The following is a 19,624-nucleotide window of genomic DNA, read 5'->3' on the forward strand; positions in this document are numbered from 1 at the left end:
GGTCGAACTTACCTGCCCCTCATTCGCGCCCCGGTAGCTAGCCAGAGTCGCAGGACAGATACAAGGTTGGGTTAGGCCGAAGGCCGTAACCCAACAAAACTTTTTTGCTCAACTCTCGCTGTAATTCTGGATGTGCCCGGCGGCCGGTTGCGGGCCGGTAAGGACCGTTTGCTCCCCTTCGGATTTCGCAATCACCACCGCCGCGCAACTGTCGCTGAACACGTTCACTGCGGTGCGCATCATATCCAGCAGGCGGTCGGTCACCATCAATAGGCCCACCAATTCCAGGGGCAGATCCAGCGCGGTCATGATGACCATGATGGCCACCAGGCTGGCCGCCGGAATGCCGGCCACTCCGATTGAGGTGAGCAGAGCAATGATCACCACGGTCAACTGCGAAGCGAATGAAAGATCGGCTCCATAGGCCTGGGCGATGAAGATCACCGCCACACATTCATAGAGCGCGGTGCCGTCCATGTTCACGGTCGCCCCCAGTGGCAGCACAAACGAGCTGGTGCGGTTGGATACCCCTGCGTTCTTCTCCACACATTCCATGGTCAGGGGCAAAGTGCCGGAGGAGCTCGCGGTCGAAAATGCCGTCAGCATGGCGGGCGCCATGGCGCGGTAGTGCCGCAGCGGGCTGACCCGGGCCACGTAGCGGAGGACCAGGGGCAGGGTTAAAAAGATGTGCAGCCCAAGGGCGATCACCACCGTAACGAAGAACCAGCCCATGATGCGGATGGCTTCGAAGCCGGTATTGGCGATGGTCTCCGCCACCAGTCCGAACACACCGATGGGCGCGAACTTCATGATAAACATGGTAATGCCCATCATGGTGTCGAAGACCGCCTGCCAGAAATCCAGCAGAGTCTGCTTGTGTGCGCCCGCGACGCGGGTCATGAAGTAACCGAACAGCAGGCCGAAGAAGATGATCCCCAGCATTTGCCCCTCGCTGGCCGCCGCGACGATGTTGGGCGGCACCATGCGTAGGAAGACCTCGACAATGTCCCCCGCGTCTCGGCCTTCGGCGCGCTGGATTTCCGCGGCGACTTGCTCGGCGGGCACCAGGTTCATTCTGTCGCCCGCCGACTCGCCGTTGATGTAGCCCGGCTGAATGGTATTGACCACCGCCAGACCGATGAGGATGGCCGCGAGGCTGGAGAGCAGGTAGAACCCAAGAGTCTTGGCACCGAGACGGCCGATGTCCTCGCCGCTGCCCATGCCCGACACACCGCAGATGATGGATGAGAGCACCAGGGGCACGATGATCATCGTCAGCCCGTTCAGGAACAAGGTGCCGATGAAATCAACGGCGCTGAGGGCGGGAATGCCCAGCACGCTCGTGTCGGGGGTGGTGAGGCTCCCGGCGACGAAAGCGGCAACGATGGCGATGAGGATCTGCCAATGCAGGGGAATGCGTGTGATCACGGTCTCTCTCCTTTTTATATTCGGGAGACCTTAGGCTAAAACTCGTGCCAAATACAAGATTGGATGGGTTTGAGCCCCCTGCGGCGCAAAATGCTATAGTGCCGCCTACATTTTGTTCATTCCCCCGCGACCTATGACCACCATCCAGCTCGACCGCTTTACGCCCTACATCCAGCTCATGCGTTTCGACCGGCCCATCGGCACCTTGCTGCTGCTGTGGCCGTCGCTCTGGACCCTGTGGATCGCCGGGGAGGGTAGTCCGCACTGGGGGGTGGTGGTGATCTTCGTGCTCGGCACCATTGTGATGCGGGCCGCCGGTTGTGTGATCAACGACTTTGCGGACCGCAACTTCGACGGCCACGTGGAGCGCACCCGCAACCGGCCCATGGCCAAGGGGTTGGTGACCTCGAAGGAAGCCATCGGTATTTTCGTGGGGCTGTGCCTGCTGGCCTTTCTGCTGGTGCTGCTGACCAATGCCCTCACCATAAAGCTATCCCTCGGCGGGTTGGCGCTGGCCTTCTGTTATCCCTTTGCCAAGCGCTACACCCACCTGCCCCAGATAGTGCTGGGCGCAGCCTTCTCCTGGTCGATTCCCATGGCCTATGCGGCGCAGACCGGCGAACTGCCGAGCGAAGTGTGGGTGATTTATATCGCCAACCTGCTGTGGACGGTGGTCTACGATACCTTTTACGGAATGGTGGATCGGCCCGACGATCTGAAAATAGGCATTAAATCCACAGCCATCCTCTTTGGCGAGAACGACCGCAGCATTACCGCCATGCTCCAGGTGATGACATTGGGCGCCTTGCTGGTGATGGGCTCGCGTTTCGAGCTTGGGCTCTTGTATAAGCTCAGTCTGATTGCTGTGGCGGGGCTCTTTGCGTATCAGCAGTATTTGATCAGGAACCGGGACCGCCAGCAGTGCTTTCGCGCCTTCATGAACAACAACTGGGTGGGCATGGCGGTATTCGTTGGCGTGCTGGCCGACACGGTCGCAGGCGGAGCCGTGTCATAAAGCTGTAACAGATTGTCTCTTTAATGGTGTGCCAGAGACGTACGGGGGACACCACCAGACTCATGGCCAAAAAAACCATTCTGATCGTCGACGATGAAGCGCCCATCCGCGACATGTTACGGGTCGCGCTGGAGATGGCGGACTATCGCTGCCTGGAAGCCGAGGACGCGCAACAGGCACACGGCCTGATTATCGACGAAAATCCCGACTTGATTTTGCTGGACTGGATGCTGCCCCAAACCAGCGGCATCGAACTGGCCCGGCGCCTGAAGCGCGACGAAGTCACCGCCCGCACCCCCATCATCATGCTGACTGCCAAGGGTGAGGAAGACAACAAGATCCAGGGCCTGGAAGTGGGTGCCGATGACTACATCACCAAACCTTTCTCACCCCGTGAACTGGTGGCGCGCCTGAAGGCCGTTCTGCGGCGCGCGGGACCCGAGGAAGAAGCGGAGCCCCTGCGGGTCGAAGGGCTCTGCCTGGATCCGGCCAGCCACCGGGTCACCATTAACGATCAGCCGGTGCAAATCGGCCCCACGGAATACCGCCTGCTCCAGTTTTTTCTTACCCACCAGGAACGGGTGTACACTCGCAGCCAGTTGCTTGACCACGTCTGGGGCGGCAACGTGTACGTCGAGGAGCGGACTGTGGACGTTCACATCCGTCGCCTGCGCAAGGCATTGAGCCTTGATGGCCATGACCGCTACGTGCAAACGGTGCGCGGCGCCGGTTACCGGTTTTCCACCAAGATCCCACTGGACGCGTGAGCAAACGCGTCCCTCACATGTAGGTCACCAGCTTGTATCGGGGATTTGCCGCCGAAATCCGGCGGGTACTGATCATCACCATCGTCTGCATCGGCTTCGGGTTGCTGAACGGCTACCTGAGTTGGACCCTGATTGCGGGCGGCGCCCTCTACATGGCCTGGACGCTTTGGCAGATCTATCGCCTGGAGCGCTGGATCCGCGAGCGCGAGCCGGGCTTGCCACCGGACGCGAGCGGCTTCTGGGGGGAAGTTTTCGATCGCCTTTACCACTTGCAGAAACGCCGGGAGAAGGAAAAAGCGCGGCTGAAGGCGACTCTCGATTGGGTTCAGGAAGCCACCGCGGCCCTGCCCGATGCCGCGATCGTGCTCGACAAACGGGGCAACATGAACTGGTGGAACGAAGCGGCCACCGAACTGCTGGCCTTCGAGCCCGGTGACCGCCATCAAGCTTTGCTCAACTTCATCCGTAATCCTCAGTTTGTTGCCTATTTCGAGGCCGGCAACTATCGGGAACCCATCACCATTCCATCACCCCAGGACGACGCCCGCCGCCTTCAGTTTCAGATTACCCGTTACGGCCAGGACGAGCGCCTGGTGATGATCCGTGATGTAACGCGCCTGCACCGCCTCGAACAGGTGCGCCGGGATTTTGTGGCCAACGTATCCCACGAGCTGCGCACACCCCTCACCGTTCTTAAGGGCTACCTGGAAACTCTGGCCGATCAGGCTCCCGACGTGGCGCCCCAGTGGGAGAAGGCCCTCACCCCGATGCAGCAGCAGAGCGAACGGATGAGCTTGTTGGTCAATGACCTGATCACCCTGTCGCGGCTGGAAACCGAAGAGCCCGAAAAAGAGCAGACGCTGATCTCCGTCGCGACCCTGCTCCGAACGATCAAGGACGAAGCTCTTGCCATAGGGGGGGACAGCTACGTGATCAAACTGGATGCTGATCAGAACGTGGCGATTCGCGGTCGCGAAAAGGAACTGCACAGCGCCATTTCCAACCTGGTGGTGAATGCCATCAATTACTCACCACCCGGCACCGTGGTGAGCCTGCGCGTGTACCGTGACGACAGGGGGCTGCACATTGCTGTCAGCGACAACGGGGTGGGCATCGACCCCGTTCATCTGCCGCGCCTCACGGAGCGCTTTTACCGGGTGGATTCCGGCCGCACCGCCAAAAGCGGGGGAACCGGACTGGGGCTGGCTATTGTCAAACACGTCCTGCTGCGCCACGATGGCAAACTCAGCATTGAGAGTTCGCCCGGCAAGGGCAGCACCTTTACCTGCAGCTTCCCCCTGAGCCGGGTGCGCGCGGAGGGCGACCGGCAGCACCTGGATTTGCCCGGCTAGCCCGATGCGGTGCCAACTGGTCGCTGCAGAACCCGTCGCAAGCCAACCAGAAGTTTGCCATGCAGCCATCCCGGAAAGTCGAATTCGTACCCGCCGTCACCGAAGTTCCGCGGGAGACCTGGAACGGGCTCTGGGCTACGGACTATCCATTCCTCAACCACGCCTTTCTCGCCGCGCTTGAAAGTGCCGGCTGTGTGGGCGCCGATACGCCCTGGCAAGGTCACCATGCGCTGCTCAAAGAAGGGAGTGATGTGGTGGGGATCATGCCGCTCTATAAAAAGCTGGATTCGTTTGGTGAGTACGTCTTCGACTGGGCCTGGGCGGATGCTTACCACCGCCACGGCTTTCCCTATTATCCGAAACTGGTCACGGCCATTCCCTTTACGCCGGCCACGGGACCGCGGCTGTGCCTGGCGGGTGAGGTAGACCTAGCGGCAGCGACGCAAACCTTTGTCTCCGCCATCACGGAAGAGGGCCGCTCCATTGGCGCCTCCTCCTGGCATTGTCTCTTTCCTGAGGAAGAGCTGTGCACCCGCCTGGAAGGGGCGGGCGCGTCGCGGCGCATGGGTTGCCAGTTTCATTGGCTCAACGAAGGCTATCGTGATTTCGAGGATTTCCTCTCCACCTTCAGTTCACGCAAACGCAAGAACCTGAAGCGGGAGCGGCGGCGGGTTGCCGAACAGGGCCTGGAGCTGGAGGTCAAGAATGGACGGGATATCACCGCCGGGGAATGGCGGGAATTCTATCTGTTTTACCACCTTACTTACTTCAAGCGCAGCGGCCGCCACGGCTACCTGAACGAGGGCTTTTTTCTTACCCTCGCCGAGACCATGCCCGAACAGATTGTCATGGTGATCGCCCGGGAGGGGCAGGAGATGGTCGCGGCGTCCCTGTTCTTCCAGGGAGGGGACACCCTGTACGGGCGCTATTGGGGTTGCAGCCGCGAGTACGAGTTTCTGCATTTCGAAGCCTGTTACTACCAGGGCATCGACTATGCGATTCGCAATGGCTTCAAGCGTTTCGACCCCGGTGCCCAGGGCGAGCACAAGATTCAGCGCGGTTTTACCCCGGTGGCCACCTGGTCCAATCACTGGATCGCCCACCCCCAGTTTCGCGCCGCGATCGAGGATTTTCTGGAGCGGGAGCGTCCGGGGATCGAGATGTATATGGCGGAAGCGCGAAGCGTATTGCCGTTTAAAAGCGGAGAGACTCAGGACAAGGGTCGAAAGTGAACGGGTCGCAGGAGGCGCACGGTTTCGTCGTCCGCGAGATCTCGCATCTCAGCTTTTCTTCCAAACCAATAATCGGTTGTTCGCCGGCATCGGATTGTCTTCCAGGAGGTTCAGACCTGCCTCTTCGGCCAGGGCATTGACCGATTCGAAATCCCGAATGCCCTGATGTGCTCCGCGCTGCTTCAGCCAGGCGTCGAAGTTGCGGTTGCTGTCGCTGGTGAAATTGCCGTTGTAGTTCATGGGGCCGTAGATGGCGATCACGGCACCGGGCCTGGTTACGGAGGGAAGGGCTTTGAAGAATCGCTGCACCTGGGTCCAGGACATGATGTGAAGGGTGTTGGCGCTGAACACGGCATCCACCGGTTCCACACGCCAGGGCTGCTGGTCCGCGTCGAGGACGATGGGCTTGCTCAGGTTAGGCAGCTTGGCGTCATTCAGCCATTCGACAATGCCCGGATGGTTTTCGGGCAAGTCGCTGGTCTGCCAATGCAGGTGCGGCATCTTCTCCGCAAAATAAACAGCGTGCTGGCCGGTACCGCTGCCGATTTCCAGCACCTGCGTGCGATCTGCGAAGACGCGCTGCAGAACATCCAGGATTGGCTGCTTGTTGTTCTCGCAGGCTTGAGAAAACGGTTTCATGAAGCTGCTCCCCTGTGTTTCGTTGTGTTGGGTTACGCTGCGCTAACCCAACCTACACCCCCGCCGAGTTTGATGCCCGATTGTTGGGTTACGCTGCGCTAACCCAACCTACACACATGACCTCGGTGCCCTCGTAGGTTGGGTTAGGCGAAGCCGTAACCCAACATTTCAGCACGACCATCGCGACGGGTTACGGGGCGGCCTTGCGAGTAAATACCGGCTCGCCGGGCTTGGATAACTTGGGGGCGAAGGCGTAGCCGTCCCAATCGAAATCCTTGAGGTCGTCGGCTTCCGTGATGCGGTTGCGGATGATGAACGCGCTCATCATGCCCCGGGCTTTTTTGGCGTAGAAGCTGATGATCTTGTACTGACCGTTTTTCCAATCCTTGTATACGGGCGAGACCAGATCCGCTTCCAGTTTGCGTGGCTGGACGGCTTTGAAGTACTCGTTGGAAGCCAGGTTCACCAACAGGTGGGACTTCACCGCCTTCAGGTCTTCGTTGAGCTTCTCGGTGATTTTGCTCCCCCAGAAACTGTACAGGTCTTTGGCCTCCCCCACGCGAAATTTGGTTCCCATTTCCAGGCGGTAGGGCTGCATCAGATCCAGTGGACGCAGCAGGCCGTAGAGCCCCGAAAGAATGCGCAGGTGTTTCTGGGCAAAATTGAAATCCGCCGCCTTGAAGGTGTCCGCCTCCAGGCCCGTATAAACATCGCCCTTGAAAGCGAGGATCGCCTGCTTGGAGTTCTTTTCCGTGAATGTGGGCTTCCAGTTGTGAAACCGGTCGTAATTGAGTGTCCCGAGTTTGTCGCTGATGCCCATCAGTTTGGAGATGTCCTGTGGAGCCAGCTCCCGCAGTGCTTTGATGAGCTTCTTGCTCTCGGGGATAAACTCCGGTGTGGTGTGCAGGTCCGTCACCGGGGGAGTTTCGTAATCCAGGGTTTTTGCGGGGGAGATCACAATCAGCATGTTGGTTCTCTTTGCGTATCCTTCAGTTGGTTCGGCAACACTCCCGACGACCGGGAGTTCGGTCCGCACTCATTGTGGTTTCAGAATGTCGAGCCACCAGTTCAGTGGAGTTTGTCCGTCCTCCGGGTCGTAGACGTTTCCGTATTGCCAGACGCTCTGGCTCTCGGCCGTAACGTGCTGGTTCAGCAATTCCTCAATGTTCTTGAAACCGATGCTCACATGGATGGAATAAACCAGCATGCGTTCCGTTTCCAGGTCCAGGTGGCCACCCAGTTTTTCGAGCTGGGGAGTCAGGGCCTCGCTGAGCCGGGTGGCATTTTCGCGGCTGTAAATGCAGATCGCCAGGTTGCCGCTGTGCTGAACAATCTCAAACTGCTGGCTGTCTGAGTCGAGCTTGATAATATCGCCGCTGGCAAGCCCGCGGACGAAGGCGGGGGAACGAACCAGCTGATAGTTGCCATCTTCGTTCACTTTGACCTGCAAGCGCTCCGCCACCGGTTTGCCCTCCGGGTCGTAGCCGGCGAGTAGTTCGAGTTCCTGTAGGGACTGCATTACAGAGCTCCTGGTTGGTGAATCGGACTGATAGAATGGAGCGACCGCTGCTCAGCCTCATGTCTGGCTCAGCACGGCCCGGCAAGCCGCCGAGAACGACTTTTCAACAGCCTGCTAGTTTAAGTGATCGGGAAGCGGGTATACAGCGCCGGGGGTTGAACCCCGGCAATAGTAGAGATAGGAGACCAAACCTTGCGCAAGTTTCTTGCCGCCTGCGTGGCTTCAGCCGTTCTGCTGAGTGGTTGTTCGGAAAACCCCGTTACCGGGGAGTCGGAGTTCAGCCTGATTTCGGCTCAGCAGGAAGTGGCCATCGGCCAACAGAATTATCAGCCCAGCGTGCAGGCACAGGGTGGCCGCTACATGGTGGACCCGGACCTGACGCCCTATGTGAACAGTGTGGGTCAGAAGCTGGCGGAAGTGAGCGACCGGCCGAACCTGCCCTACGAGTTCGTGGTGCTCAACAACGACGTGCCCAACGCCTGGGCCCTCCCCGGCGGCAAGATCGCCGTCAACCGCGGACTGCTGCTGCACCTTCAGGACGAGTCTCAGCTGGCCGCCGTACTGGCCCATGAGATCGTCCACGCAGCGGCCCGTCATTCCGCCAACCAGATGACCCAGGGAGCGTTGCTCGGCATCGGTAGCCAGGTGATTGGCCAGGTGGCGCGGGACTCGGATTACAACCAGCTGATTGCATTGGGGACCGGCCTTTCCGCGGCGGCCTGGCAGGCCCGCTACGGGCGCAACCACGAACTGGAATCGGACCGCTACGGCATGGAATACATGGCGCGGGCGGGCTACGACCCGCGGGGCGCCGTTGAATTGCAGGAGACCTTCGTTCAGTTGAGCAACAATCAGCGCCAGGACTTTCTATCCGGGCTGTTCGCGAGCCATCCGCCGTCCCAGGAGCGGGTGGAAGCCAATCGACAGCATGCCCGCAATCTTGCCGGCAGCGCGCGCAACAAGGAGGCATTCCAGCGTGCCACGGCGCGGATTCGTCAGGACAAGGAAGCTTATGACGTCCACCAGCAAGCGGTCGCCGCCGTGAACGACAAGGATCTGGATCAGGGCCTCGCCCTGGTCAATCGTGCCATTGAGCGCCAGCCGCGGGAAAGCCACTTCTGGGAAACCAAGGGCTACATACTGGCCGCAAAAAAGCAGCCAGACGAAGCCCTGGATGCCTATGACCATGCCATCGAACTCTATCCGGAGTATTTCAGCCCGTACATCGGCCGTGCTTCCGTGCATCAGGCCAGCGGCAACCCGCGCGCCGCCAAAACGGACCTGCTCCAGAGCCAGCAATACCTGGATACGCCCATAACCAACTACTTCCTGGGCCAGGTGAGCCGCGAACTGGGCGAGACGCGCGAGGCCGTGCAGTACTTCCAGGTTGCCGCTTCCGCCGGCGGCGAAGTGGGCCAGGCCGCCCGGGCTCAACTGCAGCAGATGGGAGTTGCCCCCGCCGCTCAGTAGTGGCGGCCACCGACGGCTCGCGACTTTGCTGTGCGGGCCGTCGGGCCAATTCCTGTAATTTTGTACACCTTTCGGTACAATCACCGGATGGACGTTTCTCCACTACTCGACTCTCTCAACGACGCGCAGCGCCAGGCTGTGGCCGCGCGTCCCGGCCATCAACTGATTCTCGCAGGCGCGGGCAGTGGCAAAACCCGCGTACTGGTGCACCGCATCGCCTGGCTGATTCAGGTGGAAAGGGTGTCTCCCTACAGCGTGATGGCCGTGACCTTCACCAACAAGGCAGCGCGGGAAATGCGCAGCCGGCTTGAAGACCTGCTGGGCATCGCTCCGCGGGGATTGTGGGTGGGCACCTTTCACGGGCTGGCCCATCGCCTGCTCAAGGCCCACTGGCAGGAGGCGGGTCTCCCTCAGAATTTTCAGATCCTCGACAGCGACGATCAGCTGCGGCTGGTCAAGCGGGTGAGCCAGAGCCTCGGCCTGGACGACAGCCGCTGGCCCGCCCGTCAAAGTCAGTGGTTCATCAACTCCCAGAAGGACGAGGGACTGCGCCCCCACCATATTCAGGAATCCGGCGGCGACCTGTTCCAGCGGACCATGCTGCAGATTTACCGGGCCTACGAAGAGGCCTGCCAGCGCGGCGGCATGGTGGACTTTGCAGAGATGTTGCTGCGGGCCCACGAGCTCTGGCTGAACAATCCCGCCTTGCTGCGCCACTATCAGCAGCGCTTCCCGTTTATTCTTGTGGACGAGTTTCAGGACACCAACGCGGTGCAGTACGCCTGGCTTCGGGTTCTGGCAGGAGACCAGTGCTTTGTCACGGCCGTGGGCGACGACGACCAGAGCATTTACGGCTGGCGGGGCGCGCGCATCGAAAACATCCACCAGTTCAGCAAGGACTTTCCCGATACGGTTGTCACCCGGTTGGAACAGAACTACCGCTCGACCAACGCCATCCTCAAAGCAGCCAATGCGGTGATTGCCAATAATGCCTCCCGGCTCGGCAAGGAGCTGTGGTCCGACAGCAAGGACGGCGAGCTTATCGACCTCTACAGCGCCTTCAACGAGCAGGATGAAGCGCGGTTCATCGTCGAGCGCATCAAGGACTTCGTGCAGCAGGGCAACTCCTACCGGGATACGGCGGTGCTCTATCGCTCCAACGCCCAGTCGCGGGTGCTGGAGGAGGCCTTCCTCACCGAGGGGGTCGCCTACCGGATCTACGGCGGGCAGCGCTTCTATGAACGCCTCGAGATTCGCAACGCACTTGCCTATCTGCGCCTGATCGCCAACCGCTTCGACGACGCCGCCTTCGAGCGGGTCATCAACACTCCGCCACGGGGCATCGGCGGCAAAACACTGGACACCCTGCGCGAACGCGCGCGGGACGAAGGCTGTTCCCTGTGGGAAGCCAGCAAGAAAATGCTCGCCGGTTCGGGGCTGACCGCCCGCGCCGCCAACGCCGTGCGCAGTTTTATCGACCTGGTGGATCGCCTGGACCGGGAGGGACAGGAACTCACCCTGGAAGAGCTGGCCGAGCAAACCCTGCAGTCGACCGGCCTCTACGACTACCACGGCAACGAAAAAGGCGAGAAGGGCCAGGCCCGGGTGGAGAACCTGGAAGAACTGGTGAATGCCTGCCGGGTGTTCACCCCCGAAGCCCGCGCTGAAGACGAAGAGGAGCGCAGCCAACTGCAGGAGTTTCTCGACACTGTGGCGCTGGACGCTGGCGACACCCAGGCCGACGAGTTCGAAGACGCGGTGCAGATGATGACCCTGCACTCGGCCAAGGGGCTGGAGTTTCCCCTGGTGATCCTCGCCGGTATGGAGGAAAACCTCTTCCCCCACCGCATGTCTGCCGAGGACCCGGATCGCCTCGAAGAAGAGCGCCGCCTCTGCTACGTCGGGATAACCCGGGGCATGGAGAAACTCATCATCACCCACGCCGAAGCGCGGCGCCTGCACGGCAAGGAGAGTTTCAATCGCCTGTCTCGTTTTGTGCGGGAAATCCCCACCGACCTCATCAATGAAATCCGCATCAACAGCAGCATCAGCCGGCCGGTCAGCTATCGCCCCTACGCGAGCAGCATGCCCGTGAGCCCGACAAGCTGTGAAGGTCTGCAACTGGGCCAGCGCGTTCGCCACTCTCTGTTCGGTGAAGGTGTGGTGGTACATTTCGAAGGGCAGGGCGGTGGCGCGCGCGTACAGGTGAACTTCGACGGCGAAGGCAGCAAATGGCTGGTGCTGCAGTACGCGAAGCTCGAAGCGCTATAGCTGACTGAACCCGGGAAGAGCCCACCCACCAAAACAATCGGACTGATATGGCCAACAACATCCGCATTCTTCCCGCAGTAACGCTCTTCCTGCTGGCCGCTCTTGTGGTGCTGTTCGGCCTCTATGTGGGGGAGAAAGCGAAGCCTGAAAATCGCGGCAGCGGTTTCGCCGCCGGTGAGCAACAGCAGTTTCGCTGGAGCATGGTTACGTCCTGGCCGAAGAATCTTCCGGGCACTGGAGTGGGCGCCGAAAATTTCGCCCGTTTCGTGAATGAAGCGAGCGGTGGCCGGTTAGTGATTCGCGTTTATGGTGCGGACGAACTTGTTCCGGCCATGGGCGTGTTCGATGCGGTCTCCTCCGGCAGCGTCGAAATGGGCCACAGCGCCGCCTACTACTGGAAAGGCAAGATACCCGCAGCCCAGTTCTTTACCGCCGTTCCCTTTGGTATGAACGCACAGGAGATGAACGGCTGGCTGTTCCATGGGGGCGGCCTGGAATTGTGGCGGGAAATTTACGAACCATTCAATCTGATTCCCTTCCCGGGCGGCAGTACGGGTGTGCAGATGGCAGGCTGGTTCAACAAGGAGATCAATTCACTGGCGGATTTGCGCGGCTTGCGCATGCGCATTCCGGGCCTTGGGGGCGAGGTGTTTCGCCGCGCGGGCGGCACAGCGGTGAATGTAGCGGGCGGGGAAGTCTATACAGCCATGCAGACGGGGGTAATCGATGCGGTGGACTGGATCGGCCCCTACAACGATGTAGCCTTCGGTCTGCATAAGGTGGCCCGCTACTATTATTACCCCGGCTGGCAGGAACCGGGCCCCGCGCTGGAAATCACGGTTAACAAGGCAGCTTATGAATCACTGCCGGAGGATTTGCAGAAGATCATCGCCCTGGCGGCGCGCAGCGTCAACCAGGACATGCTGGACGAGTACACCACCCGCAACACCCGGGCGCTTCAACAGTTGCGCAACACAGGCAAGGTGGAGATCCGGCGCTTACCGGATGATGTGCTGAACAGGTTCCGTGAAGTATCGCTGGCCATCGACTCCGAAACCGCCGCCAATGACCCCACCTTCGCCCGGGTCTCCGAAGCTTATTGGAGCTACCTGGAAGAAGTCCGCCCCTATCACGCCATTACCGAAGAAGCGTATTACCAATTGCGGTCTTCTGATTGACGCGAGGTTCTGGATCTGCTGCCACAGCTCGCCAGCTGTTGGGTTACGCTTCGCTAACCCAACCTACGGGATCGGGAGGTGTTTCGGGGGACGGCTGTGTAGGTTGGGTTAGGCGCAGCCGTAACCCAACAAATGGGTCTGCCGCATTCGTCCTGACCCAGGGCTCCGGGTCTGAAACAAAACTCCCGCTCGCTATTCTCGCCACCACGGGAGCCTGATGCTGACAGACTGTGCCAGCGTCGGATCATCGGACCGGACTGTTTAATCGTCCAAATGCCGCTGCAAAGGTCGCGTCCGGCCCTTATCGTCAATTGCCACGTAGACAAACTCGCCCTCGGTGACTTTTTCGATTTCCCAGGTGGTGCGGGAGCGGATCCACACTTCCACCAGCGCTCGAATTGAAGAACGGCCGGTTTCCAGGGCCTGCGCATAACAGCTGACCGTGGACCCGACCGGAACCGGACGCAAGAAGCTCATTCCACCGACCGCCACTGTAGTCACCCGACCGCGTGCATACTCGTGGGCAAGAATGGAACCCGCCAGGTCCATCTGCGAAAGAAGCCAACCCCCAAAAACGTCCCCGTTGGAATTGGTGTCCGCCGGCATGGCCAGGGTCTGGAGGGTGAGGGTTCCCGTGGGAACCGGATCGTCATCAATCTCGGGCATTCAACAACCACCTCATCGGATACTTCGAATTCTAATTTGCGTCCAGAATCACAGTCGCGCCGGCAGCCAGGTGGCCAACTCAGGCCAGAGCGCCAGGGCCGCGAGCAGGAGCAATTGGATCATAATAAAAGGCACCGCGCCACGATAAATCGCCCAAGTTGGGACCTCCGGTGGCGCGACGCCGCGCAGGTAGAAAAGCGCGAAACCAAAAGGTGGTGTCAAAAATGAAGTTTGCAAGTTGATGGCGATCATAATGCCGAGCCAGACCGGGTCCACCCCCATAGCCAGCAGAATGGGGCCGACGATGGGCACCACCACAAAGGTGATTTCGATAAAGTCGAGGATGAACCCCAGAACAAAAATGACCAGCATTACCAGGAGTACTGCCGAAAAGCGGCCGCCCGGTAAATCCGCAAAAAACTCTTCTACCAGCACGTCCCCGCCAAAACCGCGAAACACGAGCGTGAACAGGGAAGCGCCGATCAGGATGGCGAATACCATGGCACTGATACGCAGCGTGGAAAGGCTGACTTCACGCAGTTGTCGGCGGTTCAACTGTTTTTTTGCGAGGGCCAGAAACGTCGCACCCAAGGCACCGACGCCGGCCGCTTCGGTGGGTGTGGCCGCGCCGGCAATAATGGAGCCGAGCACCGCGAGGATCAGCAGCACCGGTGGCAACAGGTTGAACATCAGGCGGCGGAGTTCTGGTCGTTGCTCTTCGCGGACCGGCGGCGCGAGCGCCGGCTGAATGCGCGCCCGCGCCATGACATAGATCCCGTAGAAGATCACCAGCAACAGGCCGGGCACCAGGGCGCCGATAAAAAGATCGTCCACCGAAACCGTGGCCGGGTTGCTGACGCCGGCGTTGAGCTGGGCCTGCTGGTAGGCGCTGGAGAGGGTATCGCCCAGGAGAACCAGAGCAATGGAAGGTGGAATGATTTGCCCGAGTGTGCCGGTCGCGCAAAGAGTTCCGGTGGCCAGGGCGGGATCATAGCCACGTTTGAGCATGGTGGGCAGGGACATGAGCCCCATGGTGACCACGCTGGCGCCGACGATGCCCGTGCTTGCGGCCAGCAACATGCCCACCGCTATCACCGCGAGGCCCAGGCCACCCGGAAGACGGCCGCAGGCTTTTTCCATGTCCTGCAAAAGACCTTCCGCCAATCGGGACTTTTCCAGCATCACCCCCATCAGCACAAACAAGGGCACCGCCACCAGAGTGTAGTTGCTCATGGTACCGAAGAGGCGGTCCGGGAAGACGAACAGCAGGTTCGGGTGGAAGGTGCCGGTGATTATGCCCAGGCCCGCGAACAGCAGTGCGGTGCCACCCAGGGTGAAGGCCACCGGATAGCCGAACATGAGGAAGCCGCAGACGCAGAAAAACAACAGGAGCGGAATGAGTTCGATCATGAGTGCCCGGGCTTGTGTGGCTCGCCCGTCATGAGGCGAAGAAGGTTACGCAGTACCTCGGCAATGGCCTGCGCGCCGAGAGTGAGCGCAAACAGGACAATCAGGCTTTTCAACAGGAAGAGCGCCGGAATGCCACCCGCGTCCGCGGAGACCTCGCGGATGCGCCAGGAGGCGAGCACATAGTCCCAGCTGGTGATCACGATGAAGGCGCAGATGGGCAGCAGGAAGACAACACCGCCGACGCTGTTGACCCAGGCCCGGGTCTGGGGGGTGAATCGTCGATAGAAGATGTCCACCCGGACATGCCCGTCCTGTTGAAGGGTGTAGGCCGCACCCAGCATGAACACGGCGGCGTGCATGTAGATCACCGATTCCTGCAGGGCGATGGAGTTGAGCCCCAGAACGTATCGCGTCACCACCACGATGCCCGTGATGGCTCCCATCAGCAGGGTCAACCAGGCCACGAGGCGCCCTGTCCACGCGGTGAACGCATCGATGGACGAAATCAGGCGCTCGAGGAATCGAAGCCGGGGAGGTGGATCGGAATGGGTGGGGGGGAGCGTCATGGAAGAGCAAAGCCTTGTTTTTATCGTGCCGGGCGCAGGGACATTATACCTGTCCCGGGCAGTGGCCTCCCGACCGGCCCGTCCGGAGGCCCGCGGCGGCGCCCGGGCGGTTTTGTAACACGGTTGTCACATTGCATTCATAAACTTGTCACGGTTCCGTCTTAAAGTGCCCGGGAAATCAGAACAGAGGCAACTCAGGAGATTAACGTGAAGAAAGCTCTTCTCTCCCTCACGCTGGCCGGCGCCCTAGTCAGCTCACCCGCGCTGATGGCGCAGGGCCGGGACTATATCAGCATCGTCGGTTCCTCGACTGTGTATCCGTTTTCCACCGTGGTTGCCGAGCGCTTTGGCCGCGGCAGTCAGTTCAAGACCCCGAAAGTGGAGTCCACCGGCTCCGGCGGCGGGCTCAAGCTCTTTTGCCAGGGGATCGGTGTCAGCCACCCGGACATCGCCAACGCTTCGCGGCGCATCAAGCAGTCCGAAGTGGAGCTCTGCGAGCGGAACGGGGTAAAGGGCATTGTTGAAGTGCTGATCGGCTATGACGGCATTGTGATCGCCAACTCCCGAAGCACGGAACAACTGGATTTCAGCCGCAAGGATCTGTATCTGGCGCTGGCCAAACAGGTCCCGGACCCGAAGGGCTCAGGCGAGTTCGTGGCCAACCCCTATCGCACCTGGAAGGATGTGAACCCCGCGCTGCCCGCCACGGCCATCGAGGTCATGGGGCCGCCACCCACTTCGGGGACGCGGGATGCCTTTGTGGAGCTGGTGATGGAGGAGGGTTGCAACGAGCTTCCCGCCATCGCGGAGTTGGAAGAGTCCAACAGCAGCAAACACAAACAATTGTGCCGTAGTGTGCGCGAGGATGGCCGCTACGTGGAGGCCGGCGAGAACGATAACCTGATTGTCCAGAAGCTGGAAGCAAACCCGAAGGCACTGGGTATTTTCGGATTCAGCTTTCTGGACCAGAACTCCGACAAGGTTCAGGGGTCCCGCATCGACGGCACCGAGCCCACCTTCGACACCATCGCCGAGGGGAGTTACCCGGTTTCGCGCCCCCTGTACTTCTACGTTAAGAAGGCCCATGTGGGCGTGGTTCCCGGGATTCGCCAGTATCTGGAAGAGTTCACCCGCGAGCGGGCCTGGGGCGATGACGGCTATCTGGCCGACAAGGGGATGATACCGCTCTCGCGCGAGAAGCGTCGGGAAGTGGGCCGGGACGTAAAGAAACTGAACGACCTGCAGCTGTAAGCTGCAAGCCCAATGGCTGCAGCGCGGTAAGCGCTGGACCTGCACAGTGGCCCGTTTGCACGGGCCGCTGCCATTTTTGAAGACCTGATGTGAGCCCTTTATGACCTTGAAGGTAAGCGCTGGATGAACCTCTCCACACTACTCGCCGTATTAGTTGTTCTGGCGGGCCTCGCCTATGTGTTGGGGCGGCAGCGCTCGGTTCAGCTCGCAAGTGCCCAGGGCGGTGTGCGCACGCTCAACTCCCTGCCGTTCTATTACGGAGCCCTCACCGCGATCTGGTGCGCGGTTCCCAGCCTGCTCATCTTCCTGACCTGGATTGCCTTCGACGATGCCATCATCCGCAGTGTGGTGATCGCGGGTTTGCCGGAGCAGTACCAGAATCTTTCGCCGGCCCAGCAGGGTCTGCTGCTGAACCAGCTGCAGAATATCGCCGGCGGCGCGTTCTTCGGCGATGTGGAGCCGGCGCTGCAACAGGCGGCAGAGCGGCTCTCGCGCCTGCAGGAGATCAGCCGCTGGAGCCTCGCGGCCCTGGCCATCAGCCTGGGCTGCGCCTCCTCCATCATCGCGTGGCTGCGCGTTTCACCCCACCTCAAGGCGCGGGTCCAGGTGGAGCGGGCGTTCCGGCTCGGATTGCTGCTCTGCTCCCTGATCGCCATTGCCACGACGGCCGGTATTGTCCTCTCGGTGCTGTTCGAGTCCCTGCGGTTTTTCCGCGCGGTGCCGTTTACAGAGTTCGTGTTCGGGCTGGAGTGGAGCCCGCAGACCGCGATCCGCGCCGACCAAGTGGGAAGCTCCGGCAGCTTTGGCGCGGTGCCACTGTTCGTGGGCACGCTGTTGATTTCCGCCATCGCCATGCTGGTCGCGGTACCGGTGGGGCTCATGGCTGCAATCTATCTGGCCGAGTACTCGTCCCGGCGGGTACGGGATCTGGTCAAACCGGCCCTGGAGATTCTTGCCGGTATTCCCACCGTGGTGTACGGTTTTTTTGCCGCCCTGACGGTGGCCCCCTTTATTCGGGATTTGGGCGCTGCCCTGGGCCTGGACGCATCATCCGAAAGCGCGCTGGCGGCGGGCCTGGTGATGGGAGTCATGATCATTCCCTTCATCTCCTCCCTGGCGGACGATGTGATCAGCGCCGTGCCCCAAAGCCTTCGGGACGGCGCCCTCGCCCTGGGTGCCACCCGCTCTGAAACCATCAAGCAGGTGGTGGTGCCGGCAGCCTTGCCGGGCATCGTGGGCGGGGTGCTGCTGGCGGTATCCCGCGCAATCGGCGAGACCATGATTGTGGTGATGGCTGCGGGACTGGCGGCCAATCTCACCGCCAACCCCCTGGAAACGGTCACCACCGTCACCGTACAGATTGTGACCCTGCTGGTGGGGGATCAGGAATTTAACAGCCCGAAGACCCTCTCCGCCTTTGCCCTCGGCCTCATGCTGTTCGCGGTCACTTTGTGCCTGAACTTCCTGGCCCTCCACGTAGTGAAAAAGTATCGCGAGCACTATGAATAAGCCTTCCGACTCCAATCCAAGCCCCGGCATCCGCTCACGGGTCGAGCGCAGCCTGGCCCGGCGTTACCGGGCCGAGCGGCGCTTTCGCACCTATGGTGTGCTGTCCATTCTCTTCGGTCTGGCCGCGCTGGTGATTCTGTTCACGGACATTATCGGCAAGGGCCATTCGGCATTTTTGCAAACCGAGGTCCGGCTGGAGGTGACGCTGGATGCGGAGCTGCTGGAGATCGATGATCCCCAGGACCCGGAGCAGATTCGCCAGGCTTACTACGAAGCGGCGGTGCGCGACGCGCTGTCGGAGCGCTTCCCGGAAGTCAGCGGGCGCTCCGCCCGGCGCAGCCTCAATGCGCTGGTGAGCAACGGGGCCGGCTACGAGCTGCGCCAGCTTCTGACGGAACAACCTGAGCTCCTCGGCGAGACCGTAACCCTGTGGTTGCCTGCCGACGACGACGTGGATACTTACTTCAAAAGCCGGCGCGACGGGCAGGGCTTTGCCGGCATGCTCAGTGAGGAGCAGGTGCAGTGGATCGAATCTCTCATCGCCAGCGGTGATCTGGAGCGCAAGTTCAACACCACTTTTTTCACGGCCAGCGACTCTCGGGAGCCGGAGCAGGCGGGGATTGCCGGCGCCGCCCTGGGCTCGCTGCTGACCCTGGCCGTGACCCTGGCCCTGTCGTTTCCCATTGGCGTGGCCGCGGCGGTCTACCTGGAAGAATATGCCCCGCGCAACCGGCTGACTGAACTCATCGAAGTGAACATCAACAACCTGGCGGCGGTGCCCTCGATCATCTTCGGGCTGCTGGGTCTGGCCATCTTCATCAACTGGTTCGGCTTGCCACGCTCTGTACCCCTCGTGGGCGGGCTGGTACTCAGTCTGATGACCCTGCCTACCATCATCATTTCGAGCCGCGCAGCCATCAAAGCAGTGCCTCCCTCGATTCGCGAGGCAGCCATGGGGATCGGCGCGTCGCGAATGCAGGTGGTGCTACACCACGTGCTGCCGTTGGCCATGCCGGGGATGCTGACCGGAACCATCATCGGCATGGCCCAGGCCCTCGGGGAGACCGCGCCCCTGCTGATGATTGGAATGGTGGCCTTTATTGTGGACCTGCCGGCAGGAGTGACCGACCCCGCGACTGTTCTGCCGGTGCAGATCTTCCTGTGGGCGGACAGCCCCGAGCGCGCCTTTGTGGAGCGCACTTCGGCGGCCATCATGGTGCTGCTGGCATTTCTGATTCTGATGAACGCCCTGGCCGTTTGGATGCGCAAGCGCCTGGAACGTCGCTGGTAATTTTCTGGAATTTACTGATATGGCAACTATCGAAGAGCGAAAGGCGGAAACCGCCCAACC

General features: G+C 60.8%; 17 protein-coding genes. 10 read left to right on the forward strand and 7 right to left on the reverse strand.

What is annotated here, in order from left to right; genetic code table 11:
* Positions 1-108 precede the first annotated feature (108 nt).
* A complete protein-coding gene (locus ACURWW_RS02230; protein ID WP_445615729.1) occupies positions 109-1,425 on the reverse strand; it encodes a dicarboxylate/amino acid:cation symporter in 1,317 nt (438 codons plus the stop codon).
* A 136-nt stretch (positions 1,426-1,561) separates the two neighbouring features.
* Between ACURWW_RS02230 and ubiA the strand changes: the two genes are divergently transcribed.
* The 4 genes from ubiA (at position 1,562) to ACURWW_RS02250 (ending at position 5,794) form a co-directional block, all read left to right on the forward strand.
* A complete protein-coding gene (gene ubiA / locus ACURWW_RS02235; protein ID WP_445615391.1) occupies positions 1,562-2,443 on the forward strand; it encodes a 4-hydroxybenzoate octaprenyltransferase in 882 nt (293 codons plus the stop codon).
* 62 nt (positions 2,444-2,505) lie between these two features.
* On the forward strand, positions 2,506-3,210 hold the full coding sequence (gene phoB / locus ACURWW_RS02240; protein ID WP_445615392.1) for a phosphate regulon transcriptional regulator PhoB: 705 nt from the start codon (positions 2,506-2,508) through the stop codon (positions 3,208-3,210).
* 32 nt (positions 3,211-3,242) lie between these two features.
* Positions 3,243-4,562: a phosphate regulon sensor histidine kinase PhoR gene (gene phoR, locus ACURWW_RS02245; RefSeq protein WP_445615393.1), complete on the forward strand. Its 1,320-nt coding sequence runs from the start codon at positions 3,243-3,245 to the stop codon at positions 4,560-4,562.
* A 59-nt stretch (positions 4,563-4,621) separates the two neighbouring features.
* The gene (locus ACURWW_RS02250) at positions 4,622-5,794 is read left to right on the forward strand and encodes a GNAT family N-acetyltransferase (RefSeq protein ID WP_445615394.1); all 1,173 of its coding nucleotides are present in this window, start codon (positions 4,622-4,624) and stop codon (positions 5,792-5,794) included.
* Positions 5,795-5,842: 48 nt separating this feature from the next.
* On the opposite strand, the gene ACURWW_RS02255 is transcribed toward ACURWW_RS02250, so the two are convergent.
* The 3 genes from ACURWW_RS02255 to ACURWW_RS02265 form a co-directional block, all read right to left on the reverse strand.
* Positions 5,843-6,433, reverse strand: coding sequence for a DUF938 domain-containing protein (locus ACURWW_RS02255; RefSeq protein ID WP_445615395.1), 591 nt, complete (start codon positions 6,431-6,433; stop codon positions 5,843-5,845).
* A 190-nt stretch (positions 6,434-6,623) separates the two neighbouring features.
* Positions 6,624-7,400, reverse strand: coding sequence for a peroxide stress protein YaaA (gene yaaA / locus ACURWW_RS02260; protein ID WP_445615396.1), 777 nt, complete (start codon positions 7,398-7,400; stop codon positions 6,624-6,626).
* A gap of 69 nt (positions 7,401-7,469) precedes the next feature.
* Positions 7,470-7,952 carry a DUF4265 domain-containing protein gene (locus tag ACURWW_RS02265; RefSeq protein ID WP_445615397.1) on the reverse strand — a complete coding sequence of 161 codons (483 nt, stop codon included), beginning with the start codon at positions 7,950-7,952 and terminating at the stop codon, positions 7,470-7,472.
* A gap of 192 nt (positions 7,953-8,144) precedes the next feature.
* Between ACURWW_RS02265 and ACURWW_RS02270 the strand changes: the two genes are divergently transcribed.
* From ACURWW_RS02270 to ACURWW_RS02280, 3 genes are all read left to right on the forward strand, one after another.
* Positions 8,145-9,422: a M48 family metalloprotease gene (locus tag ACURWW_RS02270; RefSeq protein WP_445615398.1), complete on the forward strand. Its 1,278-nt coding sequence runs from the start codon at positions 8,145-8,147 to the stop codon at positions 9,420-9,422.
* 87 nt (positions 9,423-9,509) lie between these two features.
* Positions 9,510-11,693, forward strand: a complete 2,184-nt coding sequence (gene uvrD / locus ACURWW_RS02275; RefSeq protein WP_445615399.1) for a DNA helicase II — start codon at positions 9,510-9,512, stop codon at positions 11,691-11,693.
* Positions 11,694-11,740: 47 nt separating this feature from the next.
* Positions 11,741-12,871 carry a TRAP transporter substrate-binding protein gene (locus ACURWW_RS02280; RefSeq protein ID WP_445615400.1) on the forward strand — a complete coding sequence of 377 codons (1,131 nt, stop codon included), beginning with the start codon at positions 11,741-11,743 and terminating at the stop codon, positions 12,869-12,871.
* A 261-nt stretch (positions 12,872-13,132) separates the two neighbouring features.
* Here the strand turns inward: ACURWW_RS02280 and ACURWW_RS02285 are convergent, their stop codons facing one another.
* Genes ACURWW_RS02285 through ACURWW_RS02295 form a run of 3 tightly spaced genes read right to left on the reverse strand, consistent with a single transcriptional unit; the run spans position 13,133 to position 15,513 of the window.
* The gene (locus ACURWW_RS02285; protein WP_445615401.1) at positions 13,133-13,537 is read right to left on the reverse strand and encodes an acyl-CoA thioesterase; all 405 of its coding nucleotides are present in this window, start codon (positions 13,535-13,537) and stop codon (positions 13,133-13,135) included.
* Positions 13,538-13,585: 48 nt separating this feature from the next.
* Positions 13,586-14,947 (reverse strand): TRAP transporter large permease, encoded by a 1,362-nt coding sequence (locus tag ACURWW_RS02290; RefSeq protein ID WP_445615402.1) that lies wholly within the window; start codon positions 14,945-14,947, stop codon positions 13,586-13,588.
* Positions 14,944-15,513, reverse strand: a complete 570-nt coding sequence (locus ACURWW_RS02295; RefSeq protein WP_445615403.1) for a TRAP transporter small permease subunit — start codon at positions 15,511-15,513, stop codon at positions 14,944-14,946. Before ACURWW_RS02295 ends, ACURWW_RS02290 begins: the two co-directional genes overlap by 4 nt.
* A gap of 207 nt (positions 15,514-15,720) precedes the next feature.
* On the opposite strand from ACURWW_RS02295, the gene ACURWW_RS02300 reads away from it, so the two are divergent.
* The 3 genes from ACURWW_RS02300 to pstA all read left to right on the forward strand — a co-directional run bounded on the left by ACURWW_RS02300 (position 15,721) and on the right by pstA (position 19,564).
* Positions 15,721-16,764, forward strand: a complete 1,044-nt coding sequence (locus ACURWW_RS02300; protein ID WP_445615404.1) for a PstS family phosphate ABC transporter substrate-binding protein — start codon at positions 15,721-15,723, stop codon at positions 16,762-16,764.
* Between the two features lie 123 nt (positions 16,765-16,887).
* Positions 16,888-18,273 (forward strand): phosphate ABC transporter permease subunit PstC, encoded by a 1,386-nt coding sequence (gene pstC, locus ACURWW_RS02305; RefSeq protein ID WP_445615405.1) that lies wholly within the window; start codon positions 16,888-16,890, stop codon positions 18,271-18,273.
* Positions 18,266-19,564, forward strand: a complete 1,299-nt coding sequence (gene pstA / locus ACURWW_RS02310) for a phosphate ABC transporter permease PstA (protein WP_445615406.1) — start codon at positions 18,266-18,268, stop codon at positions 19,562-19,564. The genes pstC and pstA overlap by 8 nt, the downstream gene beginning before the upstream one ends.
* Positions 19,565-19,624: the final 60 nt, after the last annotated feature.

The sequence above is a fragment of the Gilvimarinus sp. F26214L genome (assembly GCF_054401055.1).

What these genes read in the sequence shown, in the direction of transcription:
- ubiA (WP_445615391.1), top strand. Translation starts at nt 1,562, where the DNA reads ATGACCACCATCCAGCTCGACCGCTTTACGCCCTACATCCAGCTCATG.
- phoB (WP_445615392.1), top strand. Translation starts at nt 2,506, where the DNA reads ATGGCCAAAAAAACCATTCTGATCGTCGACGATGAAGCGCCCATCCGC.
- ACURWW_RS02250 (WP_445615394.1), top strand. Translation starts at nt 4,622, where the DNA reads ATGCAGCCATCCCGGAAAGTCGAATTCGTACCCGCCGTCACCGAAGTT.
- ACURWW_RS02255 (WP_445615395.1), bottom strand. Translation starts at nt 6,433, where the DNA reads ATGAAACCGTTTTCTCAAGCCTGCGAGAACAACAAGCAGCCAATCCTG.
- yaaA (WP_445615396.1), bottom strand. Translation starts at nt 7,400, where the DNA reads ATGCTGATTGTGATCTCCCCCGCAAAAACCCTGGATTACGAAACTCCC.
- ACURWW_RS02265 (WP_445615397.1), bottom strand. Translation starts at nt 7,952, where the DNA reads ATGCAGTCCCTACAGGAACTCGAACTACTCGCCGGCTACGACCCGGAG.
- uvrD (WP_445615399.1), top strand. Translation starts at nt 9,510, where the DNA reads ATGGACGTTTCTCCACTACTCGACTCTCTCAACGACGCGCAGCGCCAG.
- ACURWW_RS02280 (WP_445615400.1), top strand. Translation starts at nt 11,741, where the DNA reads ATGGCCAACAACATCCGCATTCTTCCCGCAGTAACGCTCTTCCTGCTG.
- ACURWW_RS02285 (WP_445615401.1), bottom strand. Translation starts at nt 13,537, where the DNA reads ATGCCCGAGATTGATGACGATCCGGTTCCCACGGGAACCCTCACCCTC.
- ACURWW_RS02290 (WP_445615402.1), bottom strand. Translation starts at nt 14,947, where the DNA reads ATGATCGAACTCATTCCGCTCCTGTTGTTTTTCTGCGTCTGCGGCTTC.
- ACURWW_RS02295 (WP_445615403.1), bottom strand. Translation starts at nt 15,513, where the DNA reads ATGACGCTCCCCCCCACCCATTCCGATCCACCTCCCCGGCTTCGATTC.
- pstC (WP_445615405.1), top strand. Translation starts at nt 16,888, where the DNA reads ATGAACCTCTCCACACTACTCGCCGTATTAGTTGTTCTGGCGGGCCTC.
- pstA (WP_445615406.1), top strand. Translation starts at nt 18,266, where the DNA reads ATGAATAAGCCTTCCGACTCCAATCCAAGCCCCGGCATCCGCTCACGG.